The sequence below is a fragment of the Sphingomonas endophytica genome, from assembly GCF_014199415.1.
GTDB classification, from domain to species: Bacteria; Pseudomonadota; Alphaproteobacteria; order Sphingomonadales; family Sphingomonadaceae; genus Sphingomonas; species Sphingomonas endophytica.
This window is the reverse complement of the sequence record NZ_JACIJN010000005.1, coordinates 151,341-173,637: the sequence shown is the minus strand read 5'-3', so window position 1 is coordinate 173,637 and position 22,297 is coordinate 151,341. Positions and strand designations below refer to the sequence as shown.

The 22,297-nt window shown below is 68.0% G+C and carries 21 protein-coding genes; 15 read left to right on the top strand and 6 right to left on the bottom strand.

The features are described from left to right. The first annotated feature begins 64 nt into the window (after positions 1-64). Entirely contained in the window at positions 65-2,116 is a 2,052-nt protein-coding gene (locus FHS97_RS09200) for an AsmA family protein (protein ID WP_184036177.1), read from the top strand. 1 nt (position 2,117) lies between these two features. Next, a complete protein-coding gene (locus FHS97_RS09195) occupies positions 2,118-3,695 on the top strand; it encodes a cisplatin damage response ATP-dependent DNA ligase (protein WP_184036174.1) in 1,578 nt (525 codons plus the stop codon). Positions 3,696-3,725: 30 nt separating this feature from the next. On the opposite strand, the gene FHS97_RS09190 is transcribed toward FHS97_RS09195, so the two are convergent. Continuing rightward, positions 3,726-3,956 carry a hypothetical protein gene (locus tag FHS97_RS09190; RefSeq protein WP_184036171.1) on the bottom strand — a complete coding sequence of 77 codons (231 nt, stop codon included), beginning with the start codon at positions 3,954-3,956 and terminating at the stop codon, positions 3,726-3,728. 115 nt (positions 3,957-4,071) lie between these two features. Between FHS97_RS09190 and FHS97_RS09185 the strand changes: the two genes are divergently transcribed. Then, on the top strand, positions 4,072-5,889 hold the full coding sequence (locus FHS97_RS09185; RefSeq protein ID WP_184036168.1) for an ABCB family ABC transporter ATP-binding protein/permease: 1,818 nt from the start codon (positions 4,072-4,074) through the stop codon (positions 5,887-5,889). 195 nt (positions 5,890-6,084) lie between these two features. Here FHS97_RS09185 and FHS97_RS09180 read toward each other — a convergent pair whose 3' ends face one another. Continuing rightward, positions 6,085-7,245 carry a phospholipase D-like domain-containing protein gene (locus FHS97_RS09180; protein WP_184036165.1) on the bottom strand — a complete coding sequence of 387 codons (1,161 nt, stop codon included), beginning with the start codon at positions 7,243-7,245 and terminating at the stop codon, positions 6,085-6,087. 117 nt (positions 7,246-7,362) lie between these two features. Here FHS97_RS09180 and rpoZ point away from each other — a divergent pair, with 117 nt between their 5' ends. Continuing rightward, on the top strand, positions 7,363-7,707 hold the full coding sequence (rpoZ, locus tag FHS97_RS09175) for a DNA-directed RNA polymerase subunit omega (RefSeq protein ID WP_022687961.1): 345 nt from the start codon (positions 7,363-7,365) through the stop codon (positions 7,705-7,707). Positions 7,708-8,098: 391 nt separating this feature from the next. On the opposite strand, the gene FHS97_RS09170 is transcribed toward rpoZ, so the two are convergent. Further along, complete coding sequence (locus tag FHS97_RS09170) at positions 8,099-9,307, bottom strand: LL-diaminopimelate aminotransferase (protein ID WP_028967225.1); 1,209 nt, start codon at positions 9,305-9,307, stop codon at positions 8,099-8,101. A gap of 135 nt (positions 9,308-9,442) precedes the next feature. Here FHS97_RS09170 and FHS97_RS09165 point away from each other — a divergent pair, with 135 nt between their 5' ends. From FHS97_RS09165 to FHS97_RS09145, 5 genes are all read left to right on the top strand, one after another. Beyond that, positions 9,443-11,137, top strand: coding sequence for a PHA/PHB synthase family protein (locus FHS97_RS09165; protein WP_343053412.1), 1,695 nt, complete (start codon positions 9,443-9,445; stop codon positions 11,135-11,137). 85 nt (positions 11,138-11,222) lie between these two features. Beyond that, positions 11,223-12,017 carry a phasin family protein gene (locus FHS97_RS09160; protein ID WP_184036162.1) on the top strand — a complete coding sequence of 265 codons (795 nt, stop codon included), beginning with the start codon at positions 11,223-11,225 and terminating at the stop codon, positions 12,015-12,017. Positions 12,018-12,124: 107 nt separating this feature from the next. Then, positions 12,125-12,478 carry an ATP-dependent Clp protease adapter ClpS gene (gene clpS, locus FHS97_RS09155; RefSeq protein WP_376699699.1) on the top strand — a complete coding sequence of 118 codons (354 nt, stop codon included), beginning with the start codon at positions 12,125-12,127 and terminating at the stop codon, positions 12,476-12,478. Between the two features lie 365 nt (positions 12,479-12,843). After that, on the top strand, positions 12,844-13,731 hold the full coding sequence (locus FHS97_RS09150) for a dienelactone hydrolase family protein (RefSeq protein ID WP_184036159.1): 888 nt from the start codon (positions 12,844-12,846) through the stop codon (positions 13,729-13,731). Next, complete coding sequence (locus FHS97_RS09145; RefSeq protein ID WP_184036155.1) at positions 13,728-14,342, top strand: glutathione S-transferase family protein; 615 nt, start codon at positions 13,728-13,730, stop codon at positions 14,340-14,342. The genes FHS97_RS09150 and FHS97_RS09145 overlap by 4 nt, the downstream gene beginning before the upstream one ends. A gap of 193 nt (positions 14,343-14,535) precedes the next feature. Here the strand turns inward: FHS97_RS09145 and FHS97_RS09140 are convergent, their stop codons facing one another. Beyond that, positions 14,536-14,853: a hypothetical protein gene (locus FHS97_RS09140; protein ID WP_184036153.1), complete on the bottom strand. Its 318-nt coding sequence runs from the start codon at positions 14,851-14,853 to the stop codon at positions 14,536-14,538. A 130-nt stretch (positions 14,854-14,983) separates the two neighbouring features. Next, on the bottom strand, positions 14,984-15,424 hold the full coding sequence (locus tag FHS97_RS09135) for a MarR family winged helix-turn-helix transcriptional regulator (RefSeq protein ID WP_184036150.1): 441 nt from the start codon (positions 15,422-15,424) through the stop codon (positions 14,984-14,986). A gap of 108 nt (positions 15,425-15,532) precedes the next feature. Between FHS97_RS09135 and FHS97_RS09130 the strand changes: the two genes are divergently transcribed. The 4 genes from FHS97_RS09130 to FHS97_RS09115 are packed head-to-tail and all read left to right on the top strand — an operon-like array spanning position 15,533 to position 17,784. Next, entirely contained in the window at positions 15,533-15,958 is a 426-nt protein-coding gene (locus FHS97_RS09130) for an organic hydroperoxide resistance protein (RefSeq protein ID WP_184036148.1), read from the top strand. Positions 15,959-15,971: 13 nt separating this feature from the next. Continuing rightward, positions 15,972-16,484: a lactoylglutathione lyase gene (gloA, locus tag FHS97_RS09125; protein WP_184036146.1), complete on the top strand. Its 513-nt coding sequence runs from the start codon at positions 15,972-15,974 to the stop codon at positions 16,482-16,484. Between the two features lie 38 nt (positions 16,485-16,522). Further along, positions 16,523-17,188 (top strand): DUF2238 domain-containing protein, encoded by a 666-nt coding sequence (locus FHS97_RS09120; protein ID WP_184036144.1) that lies wholly within the window; start codon positions 16,523-16,525, stop codon positions 17,186-17,188. 53 nt (positions 17,189-17,241) lie between these two features. Further along, the gene (locus tag FHS97_RS09115; RefSeq protein ID WP_246346564.1) at positions 17,242-17,784 is read left to right on the top strand and encodes a gluconokinase; all 543 of its coding nucleotides are present in this window, start codon (positions 17,242-17,244) and stop codon (positions 17,782-17,784) included. Between the two features lie 159 nt (positions 17,785-17,943). Here FHS97_RS09115 and FHS97_RS09110 read toward each other — a convergent pair whose 3' ends face one another. Beyond that, the gene (locus FHS97_RS09110) at positions 17,944-18,621 is read right to left on the bottom strand and encodes a FadR/GntR family transcriptional regulator (protein WP_184036141.1); all 678 of its coding nucleotides are present in this window, start codon (positions 18,619-18,621) and stop codon (positions 17,944-17,946) included. A 204-nt stretch (positions 18,622-18,825) separates the two neighbouring features. Here FHS97_RS09110 and FHS97_RS09105 point away from each other — a divergent pair, with 204 nt between their 5' ends. After that, positions 18,826-19,080, top strand: coding sequence for a helix-turn-helix domain-containing protein (locus FHS97_RS09105; RefSeq protein ID WP_184036139.1), 255 nt, complete (start codon positions 18,826-18,828; stop codon positions 19,078-19,080). Positions 19,081-19,274: 194 nt separating this feature from the next. Further along, a complete protein-coding gene (locus FHS97_RS09100) occupies positions 19,275-22,292 on the top strand; it encodes a glycosyl hydrolase family 28-related protein (protein ID WP_184036137.1) in 3,018 nt (1,005 codons plus the stop codon). Positions 22,293-22,297 lie beyond the last annotated feature (5 nt).

Genomic DNA, 22,297 nt, shown 5'->3' with positions numbered 1-22,297 from the left:
AAAGCAACCGCCGAGGGGGAGCGGGCGCAGGGAACCCGCGCGGCGATTTCGCGATTGTACCGCGATGGCAACGACCGCACCCGCGCCGCAGACGAAACCGCGCTGGCGGCGCATTGCGCGCGACGTCGCGATGGTGCTGGTCGCGATCCTCGCCGCGATCTGGCTGGTGCTGTTCATTACCAAGGGCCGGTTTCTGAAAGGAACGTTCGAGCGCGTCGTCGGCGGGCTGACCAACCGGCCAGTGACGGTCGGCGGCGACTTCCAGCTCTATTTCGCGCCGCTCAAGATCAAATTCTATGCCGAGAAGCTCGCGATCGCCAATCCGGCGTGGGCGACGCGGCCGTATCTGTTCACCGCCGACCGGATCGATACGCGCATCTCGCCGCTGTCGCTGCTGTTCGGCAAGCGGCGGCTCTACTGGCTCGACCTGACCAACGGCGCGGTCGATCTCGAATGGACGAAGGCGCACGACCACAATAGCTGGACGTTCAGCGAGAAGAAGGGTGGCAAGCCGCTCGACCTGCCGCGCATCGACCGTGCCACTGTCACCGGCACACAGGTCCGCTATCTCGATCCGCGTCTGCAATTGCTCACCGACGTCAAGCTCGACACGATTCGCTCGACCGATGCGCGGATCGGCGAGGCGGTCGGGCTGGACGGCGGCGGGCGGTTGCGGGGCACGCCGTTCACCGTCGTCGCGCGGCTGCTGTCGCCCGACGCCACCGTGGCGCGCGGCAAGAACGAGCTGGTGATGCGCGCGCGCGCTGCCGGCAACACGCTCGACGTCGCGGGCACGTTGCCGAGCATCGCGGCGTTCGAGAACGTGCCGCTGGCGGTGCAGGCGCGCGGGCGCAATCTCGCGAACTTGCTCGACATCATCGGCGTCGCGATCCCGAATACGCGCACCTATCGACTGCGTGCGCAACTGGTGCAGAGCGGACCGGAATATCGCTTCACGCATTTGCGCGGAACGTTCGGCGACAGCGACGTGCGCGGGCGGCTGACGATCGCCAACCGCGCGCGGCTCCACCTCGACTCGCAGCTGATCACGCGCCAGCTCGACATCATCGACGCCGCGCCATTCATCGGCTTCAACCCGGATATCGTCGCGACCAAGGGCGCGATCGCCGCCGCCGCCGCGACCGGCGCCGCGCCGGCGCGGATCCTGCCCGACGCCGCCTTGCCGATCGCGACGATGCAGCGGTTCGACGCCGATCTGAAATGGCATATCGACCGCGTGCGATCGAAGCGGTTGCCGATCGAGAACATCGACATGGTGCTCGATCTCGAGCGCGGGCGGCTGGCGCTGTCGCCGCTGACGATGGCGATGGCGCGCGGCGATCTCGCCAACGACATCGTCTTCGACACGCGCCAGCGGCCGAGTGCGGTCAGCTATGACGTGCGGCTCGCGCCTACCCCGCTGGGACGGCTGCTCGCCGGTTACGGCGTCGCCGAATCGGGCACCAGCGGCACGATCCGCGGCCGTATCCAATTGAAGGGGCGCGGCGACACGATCCACGATTCGCTCGCCTCCTCGAACGGGCGCATCGCCTTCGTCATCCCGAACGGCAGCCTGTGGACGCGCAACGTCCAGCTCGCCGAGATCGACCTTGGCGTGTTCATCCAGAAGATGTTCGAGCAGGAGTTGAAGGAGCCGGTGCAGATCAATTGCGGGCTGGTCGCCTTCACCGTCCGCAACGGCGTTGCCGCGACCGATCCGATCCTGATCGACACCAAGAAGAACGTGATCCTCGGCAACGGCGGCTTCAGCTTCAGGAGCGAGGCGCTCGATCTCGCGATCCGCGCCGACGCGAAGAAGTTCAGCCTGTTCTCTGGCCAGTCGCCGGTCGGGGTCAGCGGCTATTTCGCGTCGCCGTCGCTCAACGTGATCTCTCCGCAACTGCTGGCGCGCGCCGGAGCCGGGCTGGGGCTGGCGATTGTCGGCACGCCGGTCGCCGCGCTGCTGGCGTTCGTCGATCCGGGTGACGCCAAGGCCGCGCAATGCGGGCCGGTGCTCGCCGCCAAGCCCGCCGCCGCGCAGCGCGACAAGGACGGCAAGCCGCGCAAGGACAAGGTCGAAGGGCAGAAGCGCAAGAAATTCCTGGGTATCTTCTGACGTGCACGCCTTCGCCGCCCTGCTCGACGCGCTGATCTACACCCGGTCGCGCAACGCCAAGCTCAAGCTGATCGGCGATTACCTGCGCGACACGCCCGATCCCGACCGCGGCTGGGCGATGGCGGCGTTGACCGGCGAGCTCGACCTGCCCGGCGTCAAGCCGGCGGTGATCCGCGCGTTGGTCGAGTCGCGCGTCGATCCGGTGCTGTTCCGGATGAGCCGCGACTATGTCGGCGATACCGCCGAGACGGTCGCGCTGCTGTGGCCGGAACCCGATCACCCGCCGGAAACCGCCGAGCCGCTGACCGTCGCGACCGTCGTCGATCGGCTCGGACACCTGTCGCGTTCGGATGCGCCTGCCGCGCTCGCCACGATGCTCGACCGGCTCGACGCCGAGGAGCGGTTCGCCTTGCTCAAGATGGCCACCGGCGGGTTGCGGGTCGGCGTGTCGTCGCGGCTCGCGAAACAGGCGCTGGCGGACGCGTTCGGGCTCGATGTCGAGGCGGTCGAGGAAGTGTGGCACGGGCTGGAGCCGCCGTACCCGACGCTGTTCGCCTGGGCAGAGGGCACCGGCGCACAGCCGACCGCCGCCGACGTGCCGGTGTTCCGCCCGTTCATGCTCGCGCACCCGCTCGATGATCTGCGCGTCGACCTCGCTGATTATGCCGCGGAGTGGAAATGGGACGGTATCCGCGTCCAGCTCGTCCATGTCGCTGGCGAGACGCGGCTCTACAGCCGTACCGGCGACGACGTGACGCGCGCCTTTCCCGATGTCGCCGCCGCCTTCGCGACGCATGGCGTCGTCGACGGCGAGTTGATGGTGCGCGGCGACTTCCAGGGCGGCGAGGCGGGCAGCTTCAACGCGCTGCAACAGCGGCTCGGGCGCAAGGTCGTGTCGGCGAAGATGCTCGCCGAGGCACCGGCGTTCGTGCGGCTCTACGACATATTGTTCGACGGCACCGAGGATCTGCGCGCACTGCCATGGACCGAGCGCCGCGTCCGCCTGGAGGCGTTCGCCGCGCGGCTCGACCCGGACCGCTTTGATCTCAGCCGCGTGATCGAGGCGGAGGATTTCACCGCGCTGGAGGGCATCCGCGCCGGTGCGCGCGATGCGGCGATCGAGGGCATGATGCTCAAGCGCCGCGACTCCCCCTATGTTGCGGGGCGGCGCACCGGGCTGTGGTACAAATGGAAGCGCGATCCGCTGACCGCCGATTGCGTGATGATGTACGCGCAGCGCGGCAACGGGCGGCGGTCGAGCTGGTACAGCGACTATACGTTCGGCTGCTGGACCGAGGATGGCGAGCTGCTGCCGGTCGGCAAGGCCTATCAGGGGATCACCGATCAGGAGATCGCGCAGCTCGACCGCTTTGTCCGCCAGCATACGCTCAACCGCTTCGGCCCGGTGCGCGAGGTTGAGAAGTCGCTGGTGCTGGAGATTGCGTTCGACTCGATCCACGAGTCGAAGCGGCACAAATCGGGGCTGGCGATGCGCTTCCCGCGGATCGCGCGCATCCGCACCGACAAGCCGGCCGCCGAGGCGGACACGTTGATCGGATTGAAGAAGTTGGTGACGTGAAGCGCCCGCCGGGGCGGGCGGGCAGGGGCGTCAGCCCCGCGCCTTGCCCGACGCGCGCTCGACCATCTGCACGCCGTTGCGCTGGCAGGCGGCGCTGACGACCGGAAAATCGAGGTCGTTGTTCCGCGCGAGCGCGGCGGGCATCGCCGCCTGGCATTGCTGGACCGTCGCATAATGCGCCGGCTCGACACGGGTGGTGGCGCAGGTCGCGGCGGCGTCGCCGCACCCCATGATCGCCATGACGAAGAACGCAGCTTCCATCTCGTCTTCCCTTCGCGGATAAAACGATCGCCCTTCCGGCGTGTTCCGATCGGCGACCGGTCCCACCGCGGGACGGTTGACGCGCGTGCTGTCGCGCACGACATCCCCGTCACCCATGCCACCCGACAGATCGACCTCCTCCGCCGCCGAGCGCCCGCTTCTGCCGACGCTCCGCCGCTTCCTGCCCGATCTCTGGCCCGCCGACGCGCCGGGGATGAAGGCGCGCGTAGTCGGCGCGATGCTGCTGGTCGTGCTGTCGAAGCTGGTGCAGGTCTATGGCGCGCCCTTCGCGCTGCAGGGCGCGGTCGACGGCATGGCGGTGCCGACCACGCCGCTGTCGCTCGTCGTGCTGCTGGTGGTCGGCTATGCCGCCGCGCGCTTCGGCACGACGTTGTTCGACAATCTGCGCAACACCGTGTTCGAGCGGGTGGGGCAGGAGGCGACCCGCCGGCTGGCGGCGCGCGTCTTCCGCCACCTTCACCAGCTCTCGCTGCGCTTCCACCTCGAACGCCGCACCGGCGCGGTGACGAAGGTGGTCGAGCGCGGCACCAAGAGCATCGACACGATGCTCTATTTCCTGCTGTTCAACATCGCGCCGACGGTGCTCGAACTGACGCTGGTGCTCGGCATCTTCTGGGTGAAGTTCGGCTGGCAACTGGTCGCGGGCACCGTCGCGATGGTCGCGCTCTACATCTGGTTCACGCGGCTGGTGACCGACTGGCGTTCGGCATTGCGTGAGCGGATGAACGATCTCGACACCGGCGCGGTCGCGCACGCGGTCGACTCGCTGCTCAACTTCGAGACTGTCAAATATTTCGGTGCCGAGGAACGCGAGGCGCAGCGCTACGACCGCGCGATGCGCGCCTATGCCGATGCCGCGGTGGTCAGCGAGAACAGCCTCGCGTGGCTCAACATCGGGCAGGCGGCGATCACCAATGCGATGCTCGGCGGCGGGATGGCGTGGGTCGCCTATGGCTGGAGCCAGGGCCGCTTCACCGCGGGCGAGGTGGTGCTTGTCTCGACGTTGCTCTCGCAGCTGTTCCGGCCGCTCGACCTGCTCGGGATGGTCTATCGCACGATCCGACAGGGCGCGATCGACATGGGCGCGATGTTCGATCTGATCGACACGCCGTCCGAAGTGGTCGACGCGCCCGGCGCGCCGGCGCTGCTGGTGTCGCGCGGCGCGGTGCGGTTCGAGAATGTCATGTTCGGCTATGACGCCGGGATGCCGATCCTCAAGGGGATCGACCTCGACGTGCCGGCGGGTACCACCTGCGCGGTGGTCGGGCCGTCGGGCGCGGGCAAGTCGACGCTCGCGCGGCTGATGTACCGTTTCTACGACGTCAGCGGCGGGCGGATCACGATCGACGGACAGGACATCGCGAAGGTCACGCAGCCGTCGTTGCGCGCCGCGATCGGGATCGTCCCGCAGGACACGGTGCTGTTCAACGACACTATCGGCTATAACATCGCCTATGGTCGCGCCGACGCCGATCAGCGCGCGATCGAGCAGGCGGCGCGCGGCGCGGCGATCGCCGGCTTCATCGAGCGCCAGCCCGACGGCTATGCCACGCGCGTCGGGGAGCGCGGTTTGAAGCTGTCGGGCGGCGAGAAGCAGCGCGTCGCGATCGCGCGCACCTTGCTGAAAGACCCGCCGATCCTGATCCTCGACGAAGCGACCAGCGCGCTCGACAGCCGCACCGAGGCCGAGATCATGGAGACGCTGGAGGCGATCGAGCGCGGCCGCACCACGATCGTGATCGCGCACCGGCTGTCGACGATCGTCAACGCCGACCAGATCGTCGTGCTGGAGGCGGGGCAGGTCGTCGAGCGCGGCACGCATGCGGCGCTGCTGGCGCAGGGCGGGCTTTACGCGGAGATGTGGGCGCGACAGGCGCAGGAAGAGGAAGCGTTGGCCGTGGCGGTTGAGTGATCCGTCACTCGTCGCCCCGGACTTGATCCGGGCCCCCGCTTCTTCTTGTTCACACGTCGCCAGAAAGCGGGACCCCGGATCAGGTCCGGGGCGACGCAAGGAAGGGTTAGCCGTCATTGCGAGCGGACCGAAGCAATCCAGGGCGTCCTGGTCCGGCTCTGGACGGCTTCGCTCTGCTCGCAGTGACGAAGGAAGCTACTCGTCGATTCCGAAATTGAGCCCGCGCGAGATCGCCGGATCGGCGACCGCGGTCAGCAGATACGCCACGAACTGCTTGCCTCGCTGCCACCACCCGGTCGCCGCGCGATAAGCGTCGACCGTCACCTCGTTCGACTGTGCGATCTCGCCATCGACATAGCCCCGAACGTGCGCGGCGAACGCCGCATCCTCGATCCGCAGCATCAGCTCGAGATTGATGAACAGGCTGCGCATGTCGAAGTTCGCGCTGCCGATCCAGGTCGCGTCGTCGACCACGTACAGCTTGGTGTGCAGCTTGGTCGCGGCATATTCCCAGATCCGCACGCCTTTCCGCAGCAGCCCGGCATAGGTGAACCGCGACGCCGCGATCGTGACATTGTTGTCAGAGCGCGACGCGGTGACGACCCGCACCGTCGCCGCGCGCTTTCCCGCGCGGTCGAGCCGCCGCAGCACGGTCGGGCTCGGGGTGAAATAGCCGGCGATGATGTCGATCCGTTTGGCGTGGCGCATGTCGGCGCGGATCGCGCGCGCCCAGGGCGACAGGTGCCGCGTCGGCCCGCCGATCAGCCAGCGCAGCTTTCCTTCGCGCTCGCTCCATTGCGCGAGCGCCTTGTTGAGCCGCCGGACCTTCCCGCCGCCGTGAATGCCCTCCTCCAGCGCGTCGAAATAGCCCGCCATCCGCGCCGCCGCCGGTCCCTCGACCAGCAAGCCGAGGTCGCGCCACGCCTGCTCCTTGGGCGTGCCGAAATAATCGTCCTCGATGTTGAAGCCGCCGATGATGATCTTCGCGGCGTCCTCGGCGTCGGCGAGCGCCAGCTTCTGGTGGTTGCGCAGCAGATAGCGCCGTCCGACGCGCGGCGAGAAGCGGCACACCGACACCCCCGCATCGCGCAGCGGATCGAAGAAGTCGTCGCCCTCGCTCCCGAAGCCGTCGACGATCAGCTTGACCGCGACTCCGCGCTGCGCCGCTGCGATCAACGCGGCGTTGACGCGCCGCCCGGTCGTGTCGTCGGCGTAGATGTAGTAAAGGACGCGCAGCGACCGGCGCGCGCCGTCGATCAGCGCCAGCACCGCCTCGAGTCGCCGGGGGCCGGTGTCGAGCAGGGTCAGCCGGTTGCCGTCGACGGTGAACACGGGTTGCGGGGCGGTGTCCTCCATGGTCCCGCAGATGGCGTCTGCGCCGCCGCCGGGCAAGCGCAGCCTTTCCTTGACGGATGGCGCGCCGGCGCGTACCTGCTCCAGCTTCCCTGAGTTTACCGATTAGAGGATACGCGGATGGCGCGCGTCACTGTCGAGGATTGCGTCGACAAGATCCCGAACCGTTTCGATCTGGTCCTGCTCGCCGCCCAGCGCGCGCGGCAGGTGTCGGGCGGAGCCGAACTGACGATCGATCGCGATCGCGACAAGAACCCGGTGGTCGCGCTGCGCGAGATCGCCGAGGAGACGGTCCGTCCGAAGGATCTGCACGAGTCGGTGGTGCAGAGCCTCCAGCGCGTCCAGATCGACGACGAGGAAGAGGCCGATGCGATCGGCAGCCTCGCCGCCTCGGCCGAGGCGCTGCGCCTCACCGCCGTCGCGCCGCCGCGCAACCAGAATCTCGGTGCCGATTACGACGGCTGATCCCGTCGCTCCGGTGTGGATGAAAAAGGCCGGTCGCTCGAAGGAGCGGCCGGCCTTTTTCGTGTTCGGTCGCCAACTGTCATTGCGAGCGTAGCGAAGCAATCCAGAGTCGGACCAGGAGGCCCTGGATTGCTTCGCTACGCTCGCAATGACGGATAGCCTTGCCCCTAAACCCCCTCGTCATCCCGGGCTCGACCCGGGATCCCGCTTCTTCTCGCCAGCGGCGAACCACCGCGCCCGTTCGTGCTGAGCCTGTCGAAGCACGGGTCGGGACACGCCCGTCGACAAGCTCAGGGCGAACGGGGGTGGGTAGGTACTACAAGCCGAAAAAGAAGCGGGGCCCCGGATCAAGTCCGGGGCGACGGCAAGGGGGAGCAGGTCGCCCCTTATCTCACCCCGCGACCTTGCCCGGCGTGTTGACCCCCATGCTCTGCAGGTAACGCTTCACGTTACGCGCCGCCTGCCGCAGCCGTTGCTCGTTCTCGACCATCGCGATCCGCACGAACCCCTCGCCATTCTCGCCGTAACCGACCCCCGGCGCGACCGCGACCTTGGCGTGGGTCAGCAACTGCTTGGAGAACTCCAGCGATCCCAGATGCTTCAACGCCGGCGGCAGCGGTGCCCAGGCGAACATGCTCGCGGGCGGGGCAGGGATGTCCCACCCGGCGCGGCCGAAGCTCTCGACCAGCACGTCGCGGCGCTTGTGATAGAGCTGGCGGTTCTTCTCGACGATGTCCTGCGGTCCGTTGAGCGCCGCGCACGCCGCCGCCTGCACCGGCGTGAACGCGCCATAATCGAGGTACGACTTCACGCGCGTCATCGCCGCGATCAGCTTCTTGTTGCCGACCGCGAAGCCGATCCGCCACCCGGCCATCGAATAGGTCTTTGACAGGCTGGTGAACTCGATCGCGACATCCTTGGCGCCCGGCACCTGGAGGATCGAGACGGTCGGCTTGCCGTCGAAATACAGCTCCGAATAGGCAAGGTCGGACAGGATCCACACCTCGTTCTCGCGCGCCCACGCCACCAGCCGCTCGTAGAAGGCGAGGTCGACGGTCTCGGCGGTGGGGTTCGAGGGATAGTTGACGACCAGCACGCTCGGGCGCGGGATCGTGAACTCCATCGCGCGTTGCAGGCTCTCGAAATAATGTTCGTCGGGCGTCGTCGGCACCGCGCGGATCGTCGCGCCGGCGATGATGAAGCCAAAGGTATGGATCGGGTAGCTCGGGTTGGGCGCGAGCACCACGTCGCCGGGCGCGGTGATCGCGGTGGCGAGGCTCGCCAGCCCCTCCTTCGACCCCATCGTCACCACCACCTCGGTCTCGGGGTCGATATCGACCCCGAAGCGGCGACCGTAATAATTGGCCTGCGCCCGCCGGAGGCCGGGGATGCCGCGCGACTGCGAATAGCCATGCGCCGATGGCTTCTGCGCGACCTCGATCAGCTTGGCGATCACATGGTCGGGCGGCGGCAGGTCGGGGTTGCCCATGCCGAGGTCGATGATGTCCTCGCCACCCGCACGCGCCTGTGCCCGCATCGCATTGACCTCGGCGATGACATAGGGCGGCAGGCGCTTCATGCGGTAGAATTCGTCGGACACGGGGCTGATACTCCTTTGCGCCGCCGGCTATACAGCCATTCGCGCGCGCCGGGCACCCCGCGCAACAAAAAGCCGTGGACCTGACTTCGCGCTGCAACGTCGTTACGTTACGGCAGCCGAGAGAGAGGATTTCGCGTGACCGAGCCAAATGCCCCGCCGCCGACCACGCTGTCCGACCTCGCCGATCTCCAGCATTGGACATGGCTGATGGGCCGCGCGCAGCAATTGATGCTGGAGGCGGGCGTCCCGCTCGCGCCGCCGGAGAGCGTGGCCGAGCAGGCGCGCGATTTCTGGAGCGATTACCTCGCGCTGTGGCAGCGCTTCACGACGCCTGCCGCGCCGGAAGCGGAGCGGCCGAAGGAAAAGGACCGCCGCTTCGCCAACCCCGCGTGGCGCAGCAACCCGGCGTTCGACTGGATGCGGCAGAGCTATGCGCTGATCGCCGACCACATGCTGCGCGGGGTCGATGCGCTGGAGGGCGTCGACGAGCGGACGCGCGCCCAGCTCAAATTCGCGACGTCCGGCTTCGTCGATGCGATGAGCCCGTCGAACTTCGCAGTGACCAACCCCGAGGTGATCGAGAAGACGATCGAGACGCGCGGGCAAAATCTGCTCACCGGGCTCAACAACATGCTCGCCGACATCGGGCGCGGGCAGCTGACGCATACCGACGGCACCGCGTTCGAGGTCGGGCGCAATCTCGCCGCGACGCCGGGCAAGGTCGTCAAACGCACCGATCTCTACGAACTGATCCAGTACGCGCCCGCCACCGAGACGGTGCTGGCGACCCCGCTGCTGATCTTCCCGCCGTGGATCAACCGCTTCTACATCCTCGACCTGACCCCGGAGAAGAGCTTCATCCGCTGGGCGGTGGCGCAGGGGATCACCGTGTTCATGGTGTCGTGGAAGTCGGCGGATGCGTCGATGGCCGAGGTAATGTGGGACGATTACGTCGCCGCGCAGGTCGAGGCGATCGACACCGTCCGCGATCTCCTCGACGTGCCCGCGTTGCATACGGTCGGCTATTGCGTCGCGGGGACGACGCTCGCCGCGACGCTGGCGTGGCTCGCCGCGAAGGAGCAGGCCGGCAAGGTGGCGAGCGCGACCTTTCTGACCGCGCAGGTCGATTTCACCCGTGCGGGCGAGTTGCTCCACTTCGTCGACGACGAGCAGCTCAAGATGATCGCGACGCTCAGCCCGCAGGGGTTCCTCGACGGCCGCTATCTCGCCGCGACCTTCAACCTGCTGCGCGGGCGCGACCTGATCTGGAATTACGTCACCAACAACTATCTGCTCGGCAAGGATTACGTGCCGTTCGACCTGCTGCACTGGAACGGCGACGTCACCAACCTGCCCGCCAGATGGCATCTCGCCTATCTTACCGACCTGTACCGCGACAATCTGCTCGTCCAGCCTGGTGCGATGACGGTCGGCGGCGTGCCGCTCGATCTGCGCACGGTCGAGACGCCGGCCTATGTGCAGGCCGGGCGCGAGGATCATATCGCGCCGGCCGAAAGCGTCTGGAAGCTGACCGAGCATCTGCGCGGCCCGCTGCGCTTCGTGCTGGCCGGATCGGGGCATATCGCCGGCGTGGTGAACCCGCCGGCCGCGGGCAAATACCAGCATTGGATCAACGACCAGCCCGCCGAGTCGCTCGATGCGTTTGTTGCGGGCGCGCGCGAGGTGAAGGGAAGCTGGTGGAACGACTGGGCGGACTGGCTCCGCGCGCACGCACCCGCGACCGTCGCTGCGGACGGCGCACGCGTGCCGGGCGCAGGCGCGCTGCCCGCGATCGAGGATGCGCCGGGCAGCTACGTCAGGACCCGATGAAAGCGTCTGCCGCGCCGCACAAGCCGCTTGCAACGTACCCGCCGAATCATTATTGTGCAGTGCAGCAAATAACGGAGCGGACACGATGGTGGACCAGACCGGCAAGGTTGAGGGCAGGAAGACGGGCGCATCGGTGAAGGGGCGCGCGCGTGCCGCGGCAAAGCCGGTGTCGTCGACCATGCCCGTGTTGCCGCCGCTTCCCGCCGAGCCGGCGGTGCCCGCGATCCTCGCCAACCCGGCGGTCGACGAGGCGCCGGCGCCGGTGGTGCTTTCCGCCGACGACGCGGTCGCACCGGCGGCCGAGCCGGCGCCCGCTCCCGTGATCGACGAACCCGAAACCGCAATCCAACCCGAACCGGCTGCCCCGGCAGCGCCATTGGAAGTGAAGGACACGAACATGACCGACACCGTCACGACGTTCGCCGACAAGGCGCAGGACCAGGCCAAGGCCTTCTCGGACAAGGCGCAGGAGCAGGGGCGCGCGGCCTTTGCCAACGCCGGCGAGCAGGCGCGCGTCGCGCTCGACAAGAGCCGGAAGGTGGCCGAGGATATGGCCGAATTTGGCAAGGGCAATGTCGAAGCGCTGGTCGAATCGAGCCGTATCGCCGCGCAGGCGTTCGAGACGTTCGGTCAGGACGCCGCCGCGTTCGCGCGTGCGCGTTACGAGAGCACCGCGCAGCTCGTGCAGACGCTGGCATCGGTGAAGTCGCCGACCGAGGCGCTCCAGCTCCACGCCGATTACGTCCGCGCCTCATTCGACGCGCTGGTCAAGGAAGCGTCGCGCTCGACCGAAGCGACGCTGAAGCTGGCCGGCGACGTCGCCAAGCCGCTCCAGAACCGCGTCGCGGTCGCCGCCGACAAGTTCCGCACCGCCGCCTGAGCGCGGTCGCGCACGCAAAACAGGGCGGTCGCAGCGATGCGGCCGCCTTTTTTGCGCGTATGCGGTCTTGCCTGCGCGCGCCCGCGTGCCATATTCGCGCAGTGTCCATGCAGCAGCAGATTGTCCCGATGGCCGCGGGCCAGAGCGACGATGCCGACGGTGACGGCACCGGGATCGGCATCGCCACGCGTACCCGTGCCCGCACCAAGAAACCGACGCCGTATCGCGTCCTCATGCTCAACGACGATTACACGCCGATGGAATTCGTCGTTCTGTGCCTCCAGCGCTTCTTCCGCATGAACATGGAAGAAGCGACGCGCGTGATGCTCCACGTCCACCAGAAGGGGGTCGGGGTGTGCGGCGTGTTCAGCTACGAGGTCGCCGAGACCAAGGTGAGCCAGGTGATGGACTTCGCGCGCCAGAACCAGCACCCGCTGCAATGCACGCTCGAGAAGGCGTGACGTTGTTTTCAAAGCGAGACGCGACTTAAGCGTTGCCCCGGACTTGATCCGGGGCGCCGCTGCTTGTTTTCTTGCGCCGGTCAAAAACGGGATCCCGGATCAAGTCCGGGATGACGATGAAACAAATGCCGTCGCCCCTGCGCAGGCAGGGGCCCATGTCTGTGGCGGGGGCCGGAACGCTTGACACACGGACTGCCCGCGCGACGGGCCACCGACCATCAAGACGCCAGCAGCCATGGGCCCCTGCCTTCGCAGGGGCGACCGAGAAGTTGCGCCGCGAACAAGCCCCCGACACCACCTTCCGCCCTCCACCGCTTCCCGCTACCCTCCCACGCTAACCACACCGAATCGTGAGAGGAACCGTCATGGACCCCAGCCTGCGCGACCGGGCGATCGGCCTGTACGACGCCTTCACCCACGAGCATCGCGACCGCCGCACGCTGCTGCGCCAGATGACCGCGCTCGTCGGATCGGTCGCCGCCGCCGAGGCGCTGATCGGCGGGATCGCCGCGTCGCCCGCTGCCGCCGCGCTGACCGACCCCACCGACGCCCGGCTCGTCACCCGCAAGGGCAGCTACGGCATCGGCGGCGGCGCGCAGATGACCGGCTATTTCGCCGCGCCGCGCAACCCCGGCCGCGCGATCGGCGCGGTGATGGTGATCCACGAAAACCGCGGGCTGCAACCGCATATCGAGGATGTCGCGCGCCGCGTCGCGCTCGCCGGCTTTTTCGCGGTCGCCCCCGACTTCCTGTCCGCGCAGGGCGGCACCCCCGCCGACGAGAACGCCGCGCGTGACCTGATCGGCAAGGCCGACATGGACGCGGTGCTCGCCTCGGCCGTGGCGACGGTCGGCCGGCTCGCGAAACTGTCGCATGGCACCGGCAAGGTCGGCACGGTCGGTTTCTGCTGGGGCGGCGCGCTGGTCGACCGCGTTGCGCTCGCCGCCGGCCCGGGGCTCGCCGCGGCGGTCAGCTATTACGGCCCAGCGCCCGACCCCGCCGAGGCACCTAAGCTGCAAGTGCCGCTGATGCTCCATTATGCCGGCAAGGATGCGCGCGTCGCGCAGACCGGCGCCCCATGGGTCGCCGCGCTCAAGGCCGCGGGCAAGCCGGTCGCGGCGTTCGACTATCCCGGCGTCGACCACGCCTTCAACAACGACACCTCTGCCGAGCGCTACGACAAGGCCGCCGCCGATCTCGCCTGGGGGCGCACGATCGACTTCTTCCACCGCCATCTGGATACCCGCGCATGACGTTGACCTTCTACACCAACCCGATGTCACGGGGCCGGATCGCGCGCTGGATGCTCGAGGAGATCGGCGAGCCATATGACACAATGCTGGTCGACTGGACGCAGAAGCCCGCCGCGCTGCTCGACGCCAATCCGCTCGGCAAGGTGCCGACGATCGTTCACGACGGCGCGGTGGTCAGCGAAGCGGCGGCGATCTGCGCCTATCTGGCGGAGGCGTTCCCCGCCGCCGCGCTCGCGCCGCGTGCCGAGGAACGCGCGCCCTATCTGCGCTGGATGTTCTTCACCGCCGGCCCGCTCGAGGCGGCGATGATCGACAAGGTGCTGGGGGTCGAGGTGCCCGAGGCCAAGCGCGGGATGGTCGGCTATGGCGGCTTCGGGCAGGCGGTCGACACGCTCGAATATGCGGTGTCGGCGCACAGCTACATCACCGGCGACCGCTTCACCGCCGCCGACGTCTATGTCGGCAGCGCGGTCGGCTGGTTCACGCAATTCGGACTGCTGGAGAAGCGCGAAACGTTCATGCGCTATCTCGACCGGCTCCAGCAGCGCCCGGCCTATCAGCGCGCCGCCGCGATCGACGACGCGCTGATCGCGGAGGCCGCTCAGCGGTAACGGCGGATCGCCATCGAGGGTCTACGCGGTAGCCGTGGGCGTTTCGCCTCGAACGCTCCCCATCGTCGCCCCGGACCTGATCCGGGGCCCCGCTTCTTCGCGGCGGTCGCGGAAGGAAGCGGGATCCCGGATCAAGGCTCTCCTGAGCTTCGTCGAAGGGTCCGGGATGACGGAGGAAGGCCGTCAATCGGCATTAGCGCCGGTCGTGCTTGTCCCAGCGGACGCGCGCGCTCAGCGCGTCGAAACGGCGGTTGAGGTCCTGGCGCTCCCGGTTCGAGAGCCCGCCGCTGCGGCGATAGCGTGTTTCAAGCTGGGCGAGCTGGCGCGAGTCGCGGCGTAGCCGGGTCGCCTCGCGGCGATCGAGCTTGCCGTTGCGGATGCCCTGATCGATCCGCTGGTCGAGCCGCTCCTGTCGCGCGTTGATCGACTGCCACGGCGCGGCGCTCGCCGCGACCGGAACGGTGACGCCGGCGAGGCCGATCCCGGCGATCAGCAGGTGAAAACGGTTCATGGTGACGCTCCTTTGCACTGGCACCGCAATCTGCGGCGGTACAAGGACGAAGATAGGCAGCGGCTGTCGCAGCCCCGTCCCGGCAACCCCGCAAAAGTGTGTCACTTTGTCGCGAACGCGACGGGTTCGTTCAGCTTTGGGGATTACTGGCGAGCGCGCTGCGCAACGCCGCGACCTGCCGGTTGAGGCTGGCAAGCTGATCGAGCGACAGCCCGCTGCGCGCGACCAGCTCCTCGGCCAGACACCCGCAACGCTGGCGCAACGCGCGTCCGCTGTCGGTCAGCAGCACGCGCACCTTTCGCTCGTCATCCGGGTTGCGCTGGCGCGTGACATGCCCGGCCGCCTCCAGCCGCTTGACCAGCGGCGTCACCGTGCTCGATTCGAGCGCCAGTCGTTCGGCGATCGCGCCGATCGTGCGCGCGTCCTGCTCCCACAAGGCATGGAGTACGAGATATTGCGGATAGGTGATCCCGATGGCGTCGAGCAGCGGCTTGTACGCGCGCCCGACCGCCATGCTCGCGGAATAGAGCGAGAAGCAGAGCTGCTCATCGAGCGGACGTGCGTCAGCCATGGCAGGGGCTTAGCAGCTTTATCCTTATCGCGATAATCTTTTCGCTGGACTTAGCATCATGTGCGTATATATATCGCGATATCGATTATCGAAATAAGGATCATGCCCATGTCCGTCGACGTCAAATATGCCACGACCGCTTCCGCCACCGGTGGCCGCGACGGCCGCGCCCGCAGCGAGGACGGCCGCTTCGAGGTCGCGCTGTCGACCCCGAAGGAACTGGGCGGCGCGGGCGGCGAGGGGAGCAACCCCGAGCAATTGTTCGCCGCCGGCTATTCGGCATGCTTCCTCGGCGCGCTCAAGGTCGCCGGTCAGCAGCTCAAGGTGAAGGTACCTGCCGAGACCAAGGTCACCGCAACCGTCGGGATCGGTCCGCGTTCGGCGGGTGGGTTCGGCATCACCGCCGACCTCGTCGTCGACCTGCCCGGCGTGGACAGGGATCAGGCGCAGCAGCTGGTCGACACCGCGCACCAGATCTGCCCCTATTCCAACGCCACGCGCGGCAATGTCGACGTCGGCCTGACGCTCGCCTGATCCGGAGAAGACCATGTGCCGCACGCCCGGCACCGAAGGGTTCGCGCTCAACCAGACGATGCTCCGCATCCGCGACCCCGGGCCGTCGCTGGCCTTCTACCGCGACGTGCTGGGCATGACGCTGCTCCAGCAGCTCGACTTCGCCGACATGCGCTTCTCGCTCTATTTCCTCGCCTATCTAGGCGAGGCCGAGACGGTGCCCGCCGACCCGGCCGAACGCGCGCGCTTCATCTTCACGCGCGAGACGACGCTGGAGCTGACGCACAATTGGGGCACCGAAAGCGACCCGGCGTTCGGCGGCTATCACAGCGGCAACGACGACCCGCGCGGCTTCGGCCATATCGGCATCTCGGTGCCCGACGTCGCGGCGGCCTGCGCGCGGTTCGAGGAGCTGGGCGTGCCGTTCAGGAAGCGCCCGCAGGACGGGACGATGAAGGACATCGCCTTCATTACCGACCCCGACGGTTACTGGATCGAAATCCTGTCGCCATCGGGGATGACCGCCGCGGTCGCCGCGGCGGATTGACGCTGGGAAAGGTGGCGGGGCGCGTCTAGCCTGCCGCGATGACGACCACGGATCGCCGCCCGCTGGCGGCGCTGACCTTGCTGTGGGTCGCTGGCCTGATCCTCTCCGGCTGGCACCCGTCCGACCGCGCGACATGGTGGATGGAAGTCGCGCCGGTATGGATCGCGCTGCCGGTATTGTGGTGGACGCACCCGCGCTTTCCGCTGACGCCGCTCGCCCTCGGGCTGATCGCCGCACATGGTATCGTCCTGATGATCGGCGGCGCCTATAGTTATGCACGCGTGCCCGCCGGCTTCGTCGTGCAGGACTGGCTGCACCTGGCGCGCAACCCGTACGACCGCGTCGGGCATTTCGCGCAGGGCTTCGTCCCCGCGATCGTCGTGCGCGAGCTGCTGGTGCGCGGCGGCGGGATCGCGCGCGGTCGCCTGCTGGCCGTGCTCGTGCTCGCCTGCTGCCTCGCGATCAGCGCCGCCTATGAGTTGATCGAGTTCGGTGCGGCGATGGGGCTGGGGCAGGGGGCTGACGCGTTCCTCGGCACCCAGGGCGACCCATGGGATACGCAATGGGACATGCTGACGTGCCTGATCGGCGCGGCCGCCGCGCTGCTGTTGCTGACGCGCGTCCACGATGCGCAGATCGCGCGCCGCGGCTCGCGGGCGGCAGTCTACGACCAAAGTCGCGCGGCGCGCCGACAAAGGTCGTAATGGCCAGAAGGTGGCCGCGGAGCCGATAGCGGTCGGCGCGGCGGGAGGGAACGATGGTGGTACGGGCAGGCGAGACGGAGAGCGCGCCGCTGGCATTGGTGGTGATGGGCGTCAGCGGGACGGGCAAGTCGACGCTGGGCGCTTTGCTCGCCGAGCATTGGCAGGCGCCGTTCCTCGAAGGCGACACCTACCATTCGGCGGCGAACGTCGCGAAGATGGAAGCCGGCGCGCCGCTGACCGACGAGGATCGCTGGCCGTGGCTCGGCCGGCTCGGCGCGGCGCTGGGCGAGGCGGCGCGCACCGGGGGCGTGGCGGTGGCGGCCTGTTCCGCGCTGCGTCACGCCTATCGCGCGCGGCTGGAGGCCGCGGCCGGGCTGCCGTTGCGTTTCGCCTTCCTCGATACCGGCCGCGCCGAGATCGCGCGGCGGATGCGCGCGCGCACCGGCCATTACATGCCGCCGACGCTGCTCGACAGCCAGCTCGCGACGCTCGAGCCGCCGGGCGCCGCCGAACGCGCCCTCCGCCTCGACGCCGGCCATGCGCCGGAGGCGCTCTGCCGCGCGGTGCTGGCGTGGGTTGAGAAGGAGCAGGTTTGACCCATAGCGTCATCGCGGGTTCGACCCGGAAGCGCACTTCTCCCATCTTCCAGCCGCGGTGGCGTCACACCCCACCGTCGTTGCGAGCGTAGCGAAGCACTCCAGCGCCGGACCAGGACGCCCTGGATTGCTTCGCTACGCTCGCAATGACGGATTACCTCACGGCATCAACCGCTTACGCCCCTGCGACAGATGCCAGCGCATCGCCAGCGCCGCGCCATCGGCGTCGCGGACGCGGATCGCGTCGACGATCGCGTCATGCTCCTCCATCATCGCCCCGATCACCTGCGGCGGGCGCGAGCGCGAGATGTCGACCCCGGCGCGCAAGATGTGCATCACGCTGTCGCGCAGATGGTCGAACACCGGCGCGAAGGCGGCATTGCCGGTCGCCGCGACGATCGCGAGGTGCAGCGCCCAATCCTCGTCATGCGCCGGCGCGTTCGAGAACAAGGCCCCGCGCAGCGCCTCCAGCGCCGCCTCGATCGCGTCGAGCTGCGCCTGCGAGCGGCGCAGCGCCGCCAGCCGCGCCGCCTCCGCCTCCAGCACGAACCGCACCTCATAGGTGCCGAGCGTCGCCGCCAGCGCGTCGAGCGGCAGGTGCGTTCCCAGCCGCTCGGACGGCCGCCGCTTGACGTAGCTGCCCGCGCCGCGCCGCGCCTCGGTGATCCCGTCGGAGGCGAGCCGCGCCAGCGCCTCGCGGACGATCGTGCGCGACATGCCGAAGGTCTCGGCGAGCCGCGCCTCGGAGGGCAGGCGGTCGCCGGTCGCCAGCCCTTCGTCGTTGATGATCCGCACGATCGCGGCATAGGCGCGGTCGGCCAGTCGTCCCTCGCTCACCGGTCCCCTCCCGTGCGATGTCCGCCCGAGCCTAGCCGAGCCGCACCGGAGTGGCGAGAGCCGCGCCGCCTGTCCGACAACTTTGACGATCTGGCTATCGCATGTTACTTGAACAGCGCTAACATTTCACGGCATAACGCGCAAAGCTGTCCAACCGAATCCGCTCGAAAGCGCGACGGTGCGGCGGCGGTACGGGAGGAAGGAATGGAAGCGACCGCTCAGGACATGCCGCCACCGATCAGCGGTGCGATGCTGGCGCAATTGACCCCGACGCAGCTCAAGGTGATGCGCGGCGTCCATTCCGGGCTGCTCAACAAACAGATCGCCTATGACCTCGGCATCGCCGAGGCGACGGTGAAGGCGCACATGACCGCGCTGATGCGCAAGCTCAACGTGCGCAACCGCACGCAGGTCGCGATCGCGGCGCAGGCGCTGGCCGGCGACACGGGCTACGCTTGATAGAAGCGAAGCCCCTCCCCTTCAGGGGAGGGGTTGGGGTGGGGTGGTTGGGGAGCGGACCTGAGCCTCATCCCCCACCCCAACCCCTCCCCCAAGGGGGAGGGGCAGAGAAGCTCACCTACGACCATCGTCGCGCATGAAGCATCTCTCTGGTACCGCTAGCAAAAGTGCGAAAAGCGGACGGGAGACGGGTGATGCGGGCAGGATGGCGGATCGGAGCGGCACTGGCGGTGGTGCTCGCCACTCCGGCGCTGGCGGCGCCCGGGATCAAGCCCGGCGCGTCGGTCTACCAGACCATGCCCGACGATCCGCGCGCGATCGTCCTCAAGGCGGTCGGCGACGGCCGCGCCGACGACAGCGCCGCCTTGCAACAGGCGATCGATGCCGCCGCGGCGGGCGGGCATGGCGGATTGGTGTTCGTCCCCTCGGGCACCTACCGTATCTCGCGCACGATCTTCGTCCGCTCGGCGGTGCGGCTGTTCGGCATCGGCAAGACCCGCCCGCAGATCGTGCTCGGCGACAACACCGCCGGCTTCGGCAGCGGCGTCGCGGCGATGGTCGCCTTCACCGGCGAGGATCAATATCGCGTCGGCAAGGCGCCGGTCCCGCCGCGCACCAGCGTGCCGTTCGACCCCGCGATCTTCGACGCCACGTCCAGCACCTTCTATTCCGCGCTGTCGAACATCGACTTCCGGATCGGCGACGGCAATGCCGGCGCGGTCGCGGTGCGCTTCCGCGTCGCGCAGCACGGCTATCTGCGCCACGTCGATTTCCACATCGGCTCCGGGCTGGCCGGCGTCTATCAGGCCGGCAACGAGTTCGAGGACCTGCGCTTCTTCGGGGGCCGCTATGGCATCATGTCCGAGAAGACCTCGCCGGCATGGCAGTTCACGCTGATCGACAGCGAGTTTTCCGGGCAGCGCGATGCCGCGATTCGCGAGCATGAGGTTGACCTCACCCTCGTCAATGTCGTGATCCGCGATACGCCGGTCGGGATCGACATCGACCGCGGCTATTCGGATTCGCTGTGGGGCAAGCAGGTCCGCTTCGAGAACGTCTCGCAGGCGGCGGTGGTGATCTCGGAAGAGAACAGCGTCTTCACCCAGATCGGCTTCGACGATGCGATCGCGATCGACACGCCGACCTTCGCGCGCTTCCGTGATTCCGGCAAGACGATCGCGGGCAAGGGCGCGCGCTACCGCGTCGCCGATTTCTCGCATGGGCTGAAGCTCGCGGGCCCCGGTACGATCGGCGAAACCGCGACCGACGTGTCGATGACCCCGCTGACGCGTGTCCCGAAGCGCCCCGCCACCGCGATCCGAGCGCTCCCGCCGGTCCGCGACTGGGCGAACGCGCACGATCTCGGCGTGAAGGGTGACGACACCACCGACGATACCGCGGCGTTGCAGCGCGCGATCGACACGCACCGCGTCGTCTACCTGCCGCTGGGGCGCTACCGCGTCACCGATACGATCCGGTTGCGGCCCGACAGCGTCCTGATCGCGCTCCATCCCAGCCTGACGCACGTCTATCTGCCCGACGAGACCCCCGCCTTTACCGGCATCGGTGGCGCGAAAGCGATGATCGAGAGCGCCAAGGGTGGCAATGCGATCGTCCACGGCCTCGGATTATGGACCGGCGCAATCAATCGTCGCGCCACCGCCTTGCTCTGGAAGGCCGGTGCGACATCCGAGGTCAACGACGTCAAGATCCAGGGCGGCGGCGGCACGGTGCTGACCAAGGGCAGCCCGATCAACCAGAACGACCCGCGCGCGCGCCCCGACGGCCAGTACCCCAGCATCATGGTCACCGACGGCGGCGGCGGGACCTTCTCGGCGATCTGGTCACCCAACACGCTCGCCTCGGCGGGATTCCACGTTTCCGACACCAGCACGCCCGGACACGTCTATCAGCTCTCGGCAGAGCATCATTATCGCGCCGAGATCGTTTTGGACGGGGTTAAAAATTGGGAGTTTCTGGCACCGCAGACCGAACAGGAGGTCCGCGACGGCGTCAATGCGGTCTCGACCGAGTTCCATAATTCGAGCGACATCCTGTTCGCCAATTACCACGGCTATCGCGTGACGCGGACGATCAAGCCGATGGATGCCGCGGTCAAGTTGTTCAATTCGGGCGGTATCCGCTTCCGTAACGTCCATGTGAACGCCGAGAGCGGCTTCGCGAGCTGCGACGCCAAGGGCTGCGGCACCTATTTGCGCGCCAGCAAATTCCCCTTTGAAAACAGCATCAAGGACATGACCCGCCGTCAGGAAGTCCGCGAACGCGAGTTCGCCAGCCTCGACATTCCCGCCGCACCCGCCACTGCGACCGCTGAGCTAGCGATTCCAGTCACTTCCGGCGTAACGAAGCTGGCGGACGGCTTCTATTCGATCTCCGGCGGCACAGTGGACGCCAAGGGCAAGCTGTATTTCGTCGATCGTTTCTTCCAGCGTATCCATCGCTTTACGCCCGCCGAGGGGCTGACCACCGTGTCGGATGCCCCGCTCGATCCGGTCAACCTCGCGGTCGACCGCTCCGGCCGCCTGCTGGTGCAATCCTCCGCTGGCCGCGACGGCAGCGTCTATAGCCTCGACCCCGCCAACCCCGACGATATCCGCGCGATCGCCCCGACCGCCGCACGCGCGAGCGACAAGGCGACGACGCTCCTGCCGGTAAACGTCTGGGCGAACGGCGAATTCGCGGACCGGATCGACCCGGCGACCTACGACTATCCGCCAATCGCGTCCTTCTTCACCACCAAGCTCGGCGAGGCGAAGCCGCAGGAATATCGCTCGCCCGACGGGTCGCTGGCGCTGCCGGCATTCCGCGTCTGGAACCAGGGGCCGGACGATCATCTCGGCTGGCGCTGGTCGGACACGCTTGATTCCTATGGCTTCGTCGGCGCAGCGCCGGGAAGCCGGGTGACGCTGACCAACGCCTCGGAGAACCTCACCTACAGCGGCTTGGTCGGCGCAGGCGGACAGGTGACCGACCTGAAAGTTGTCGCTCCCCGCGGCGGCGAGAGCGTTACGCGGGACGAGACCGGCAACCTGTACGTCGCGAATGGACAGGTGTTCGTCTACGCGCCGGACGGTTCAATGACCCGCCGAATCGACGTCCCCGAACGCCCACTGCAATTGCTGCTCGGCGGCACGGACCAGCGGACACTCTACATCCTTTCACACCACGCGTTGTACGCAGTGGGCCTGTAACGTCC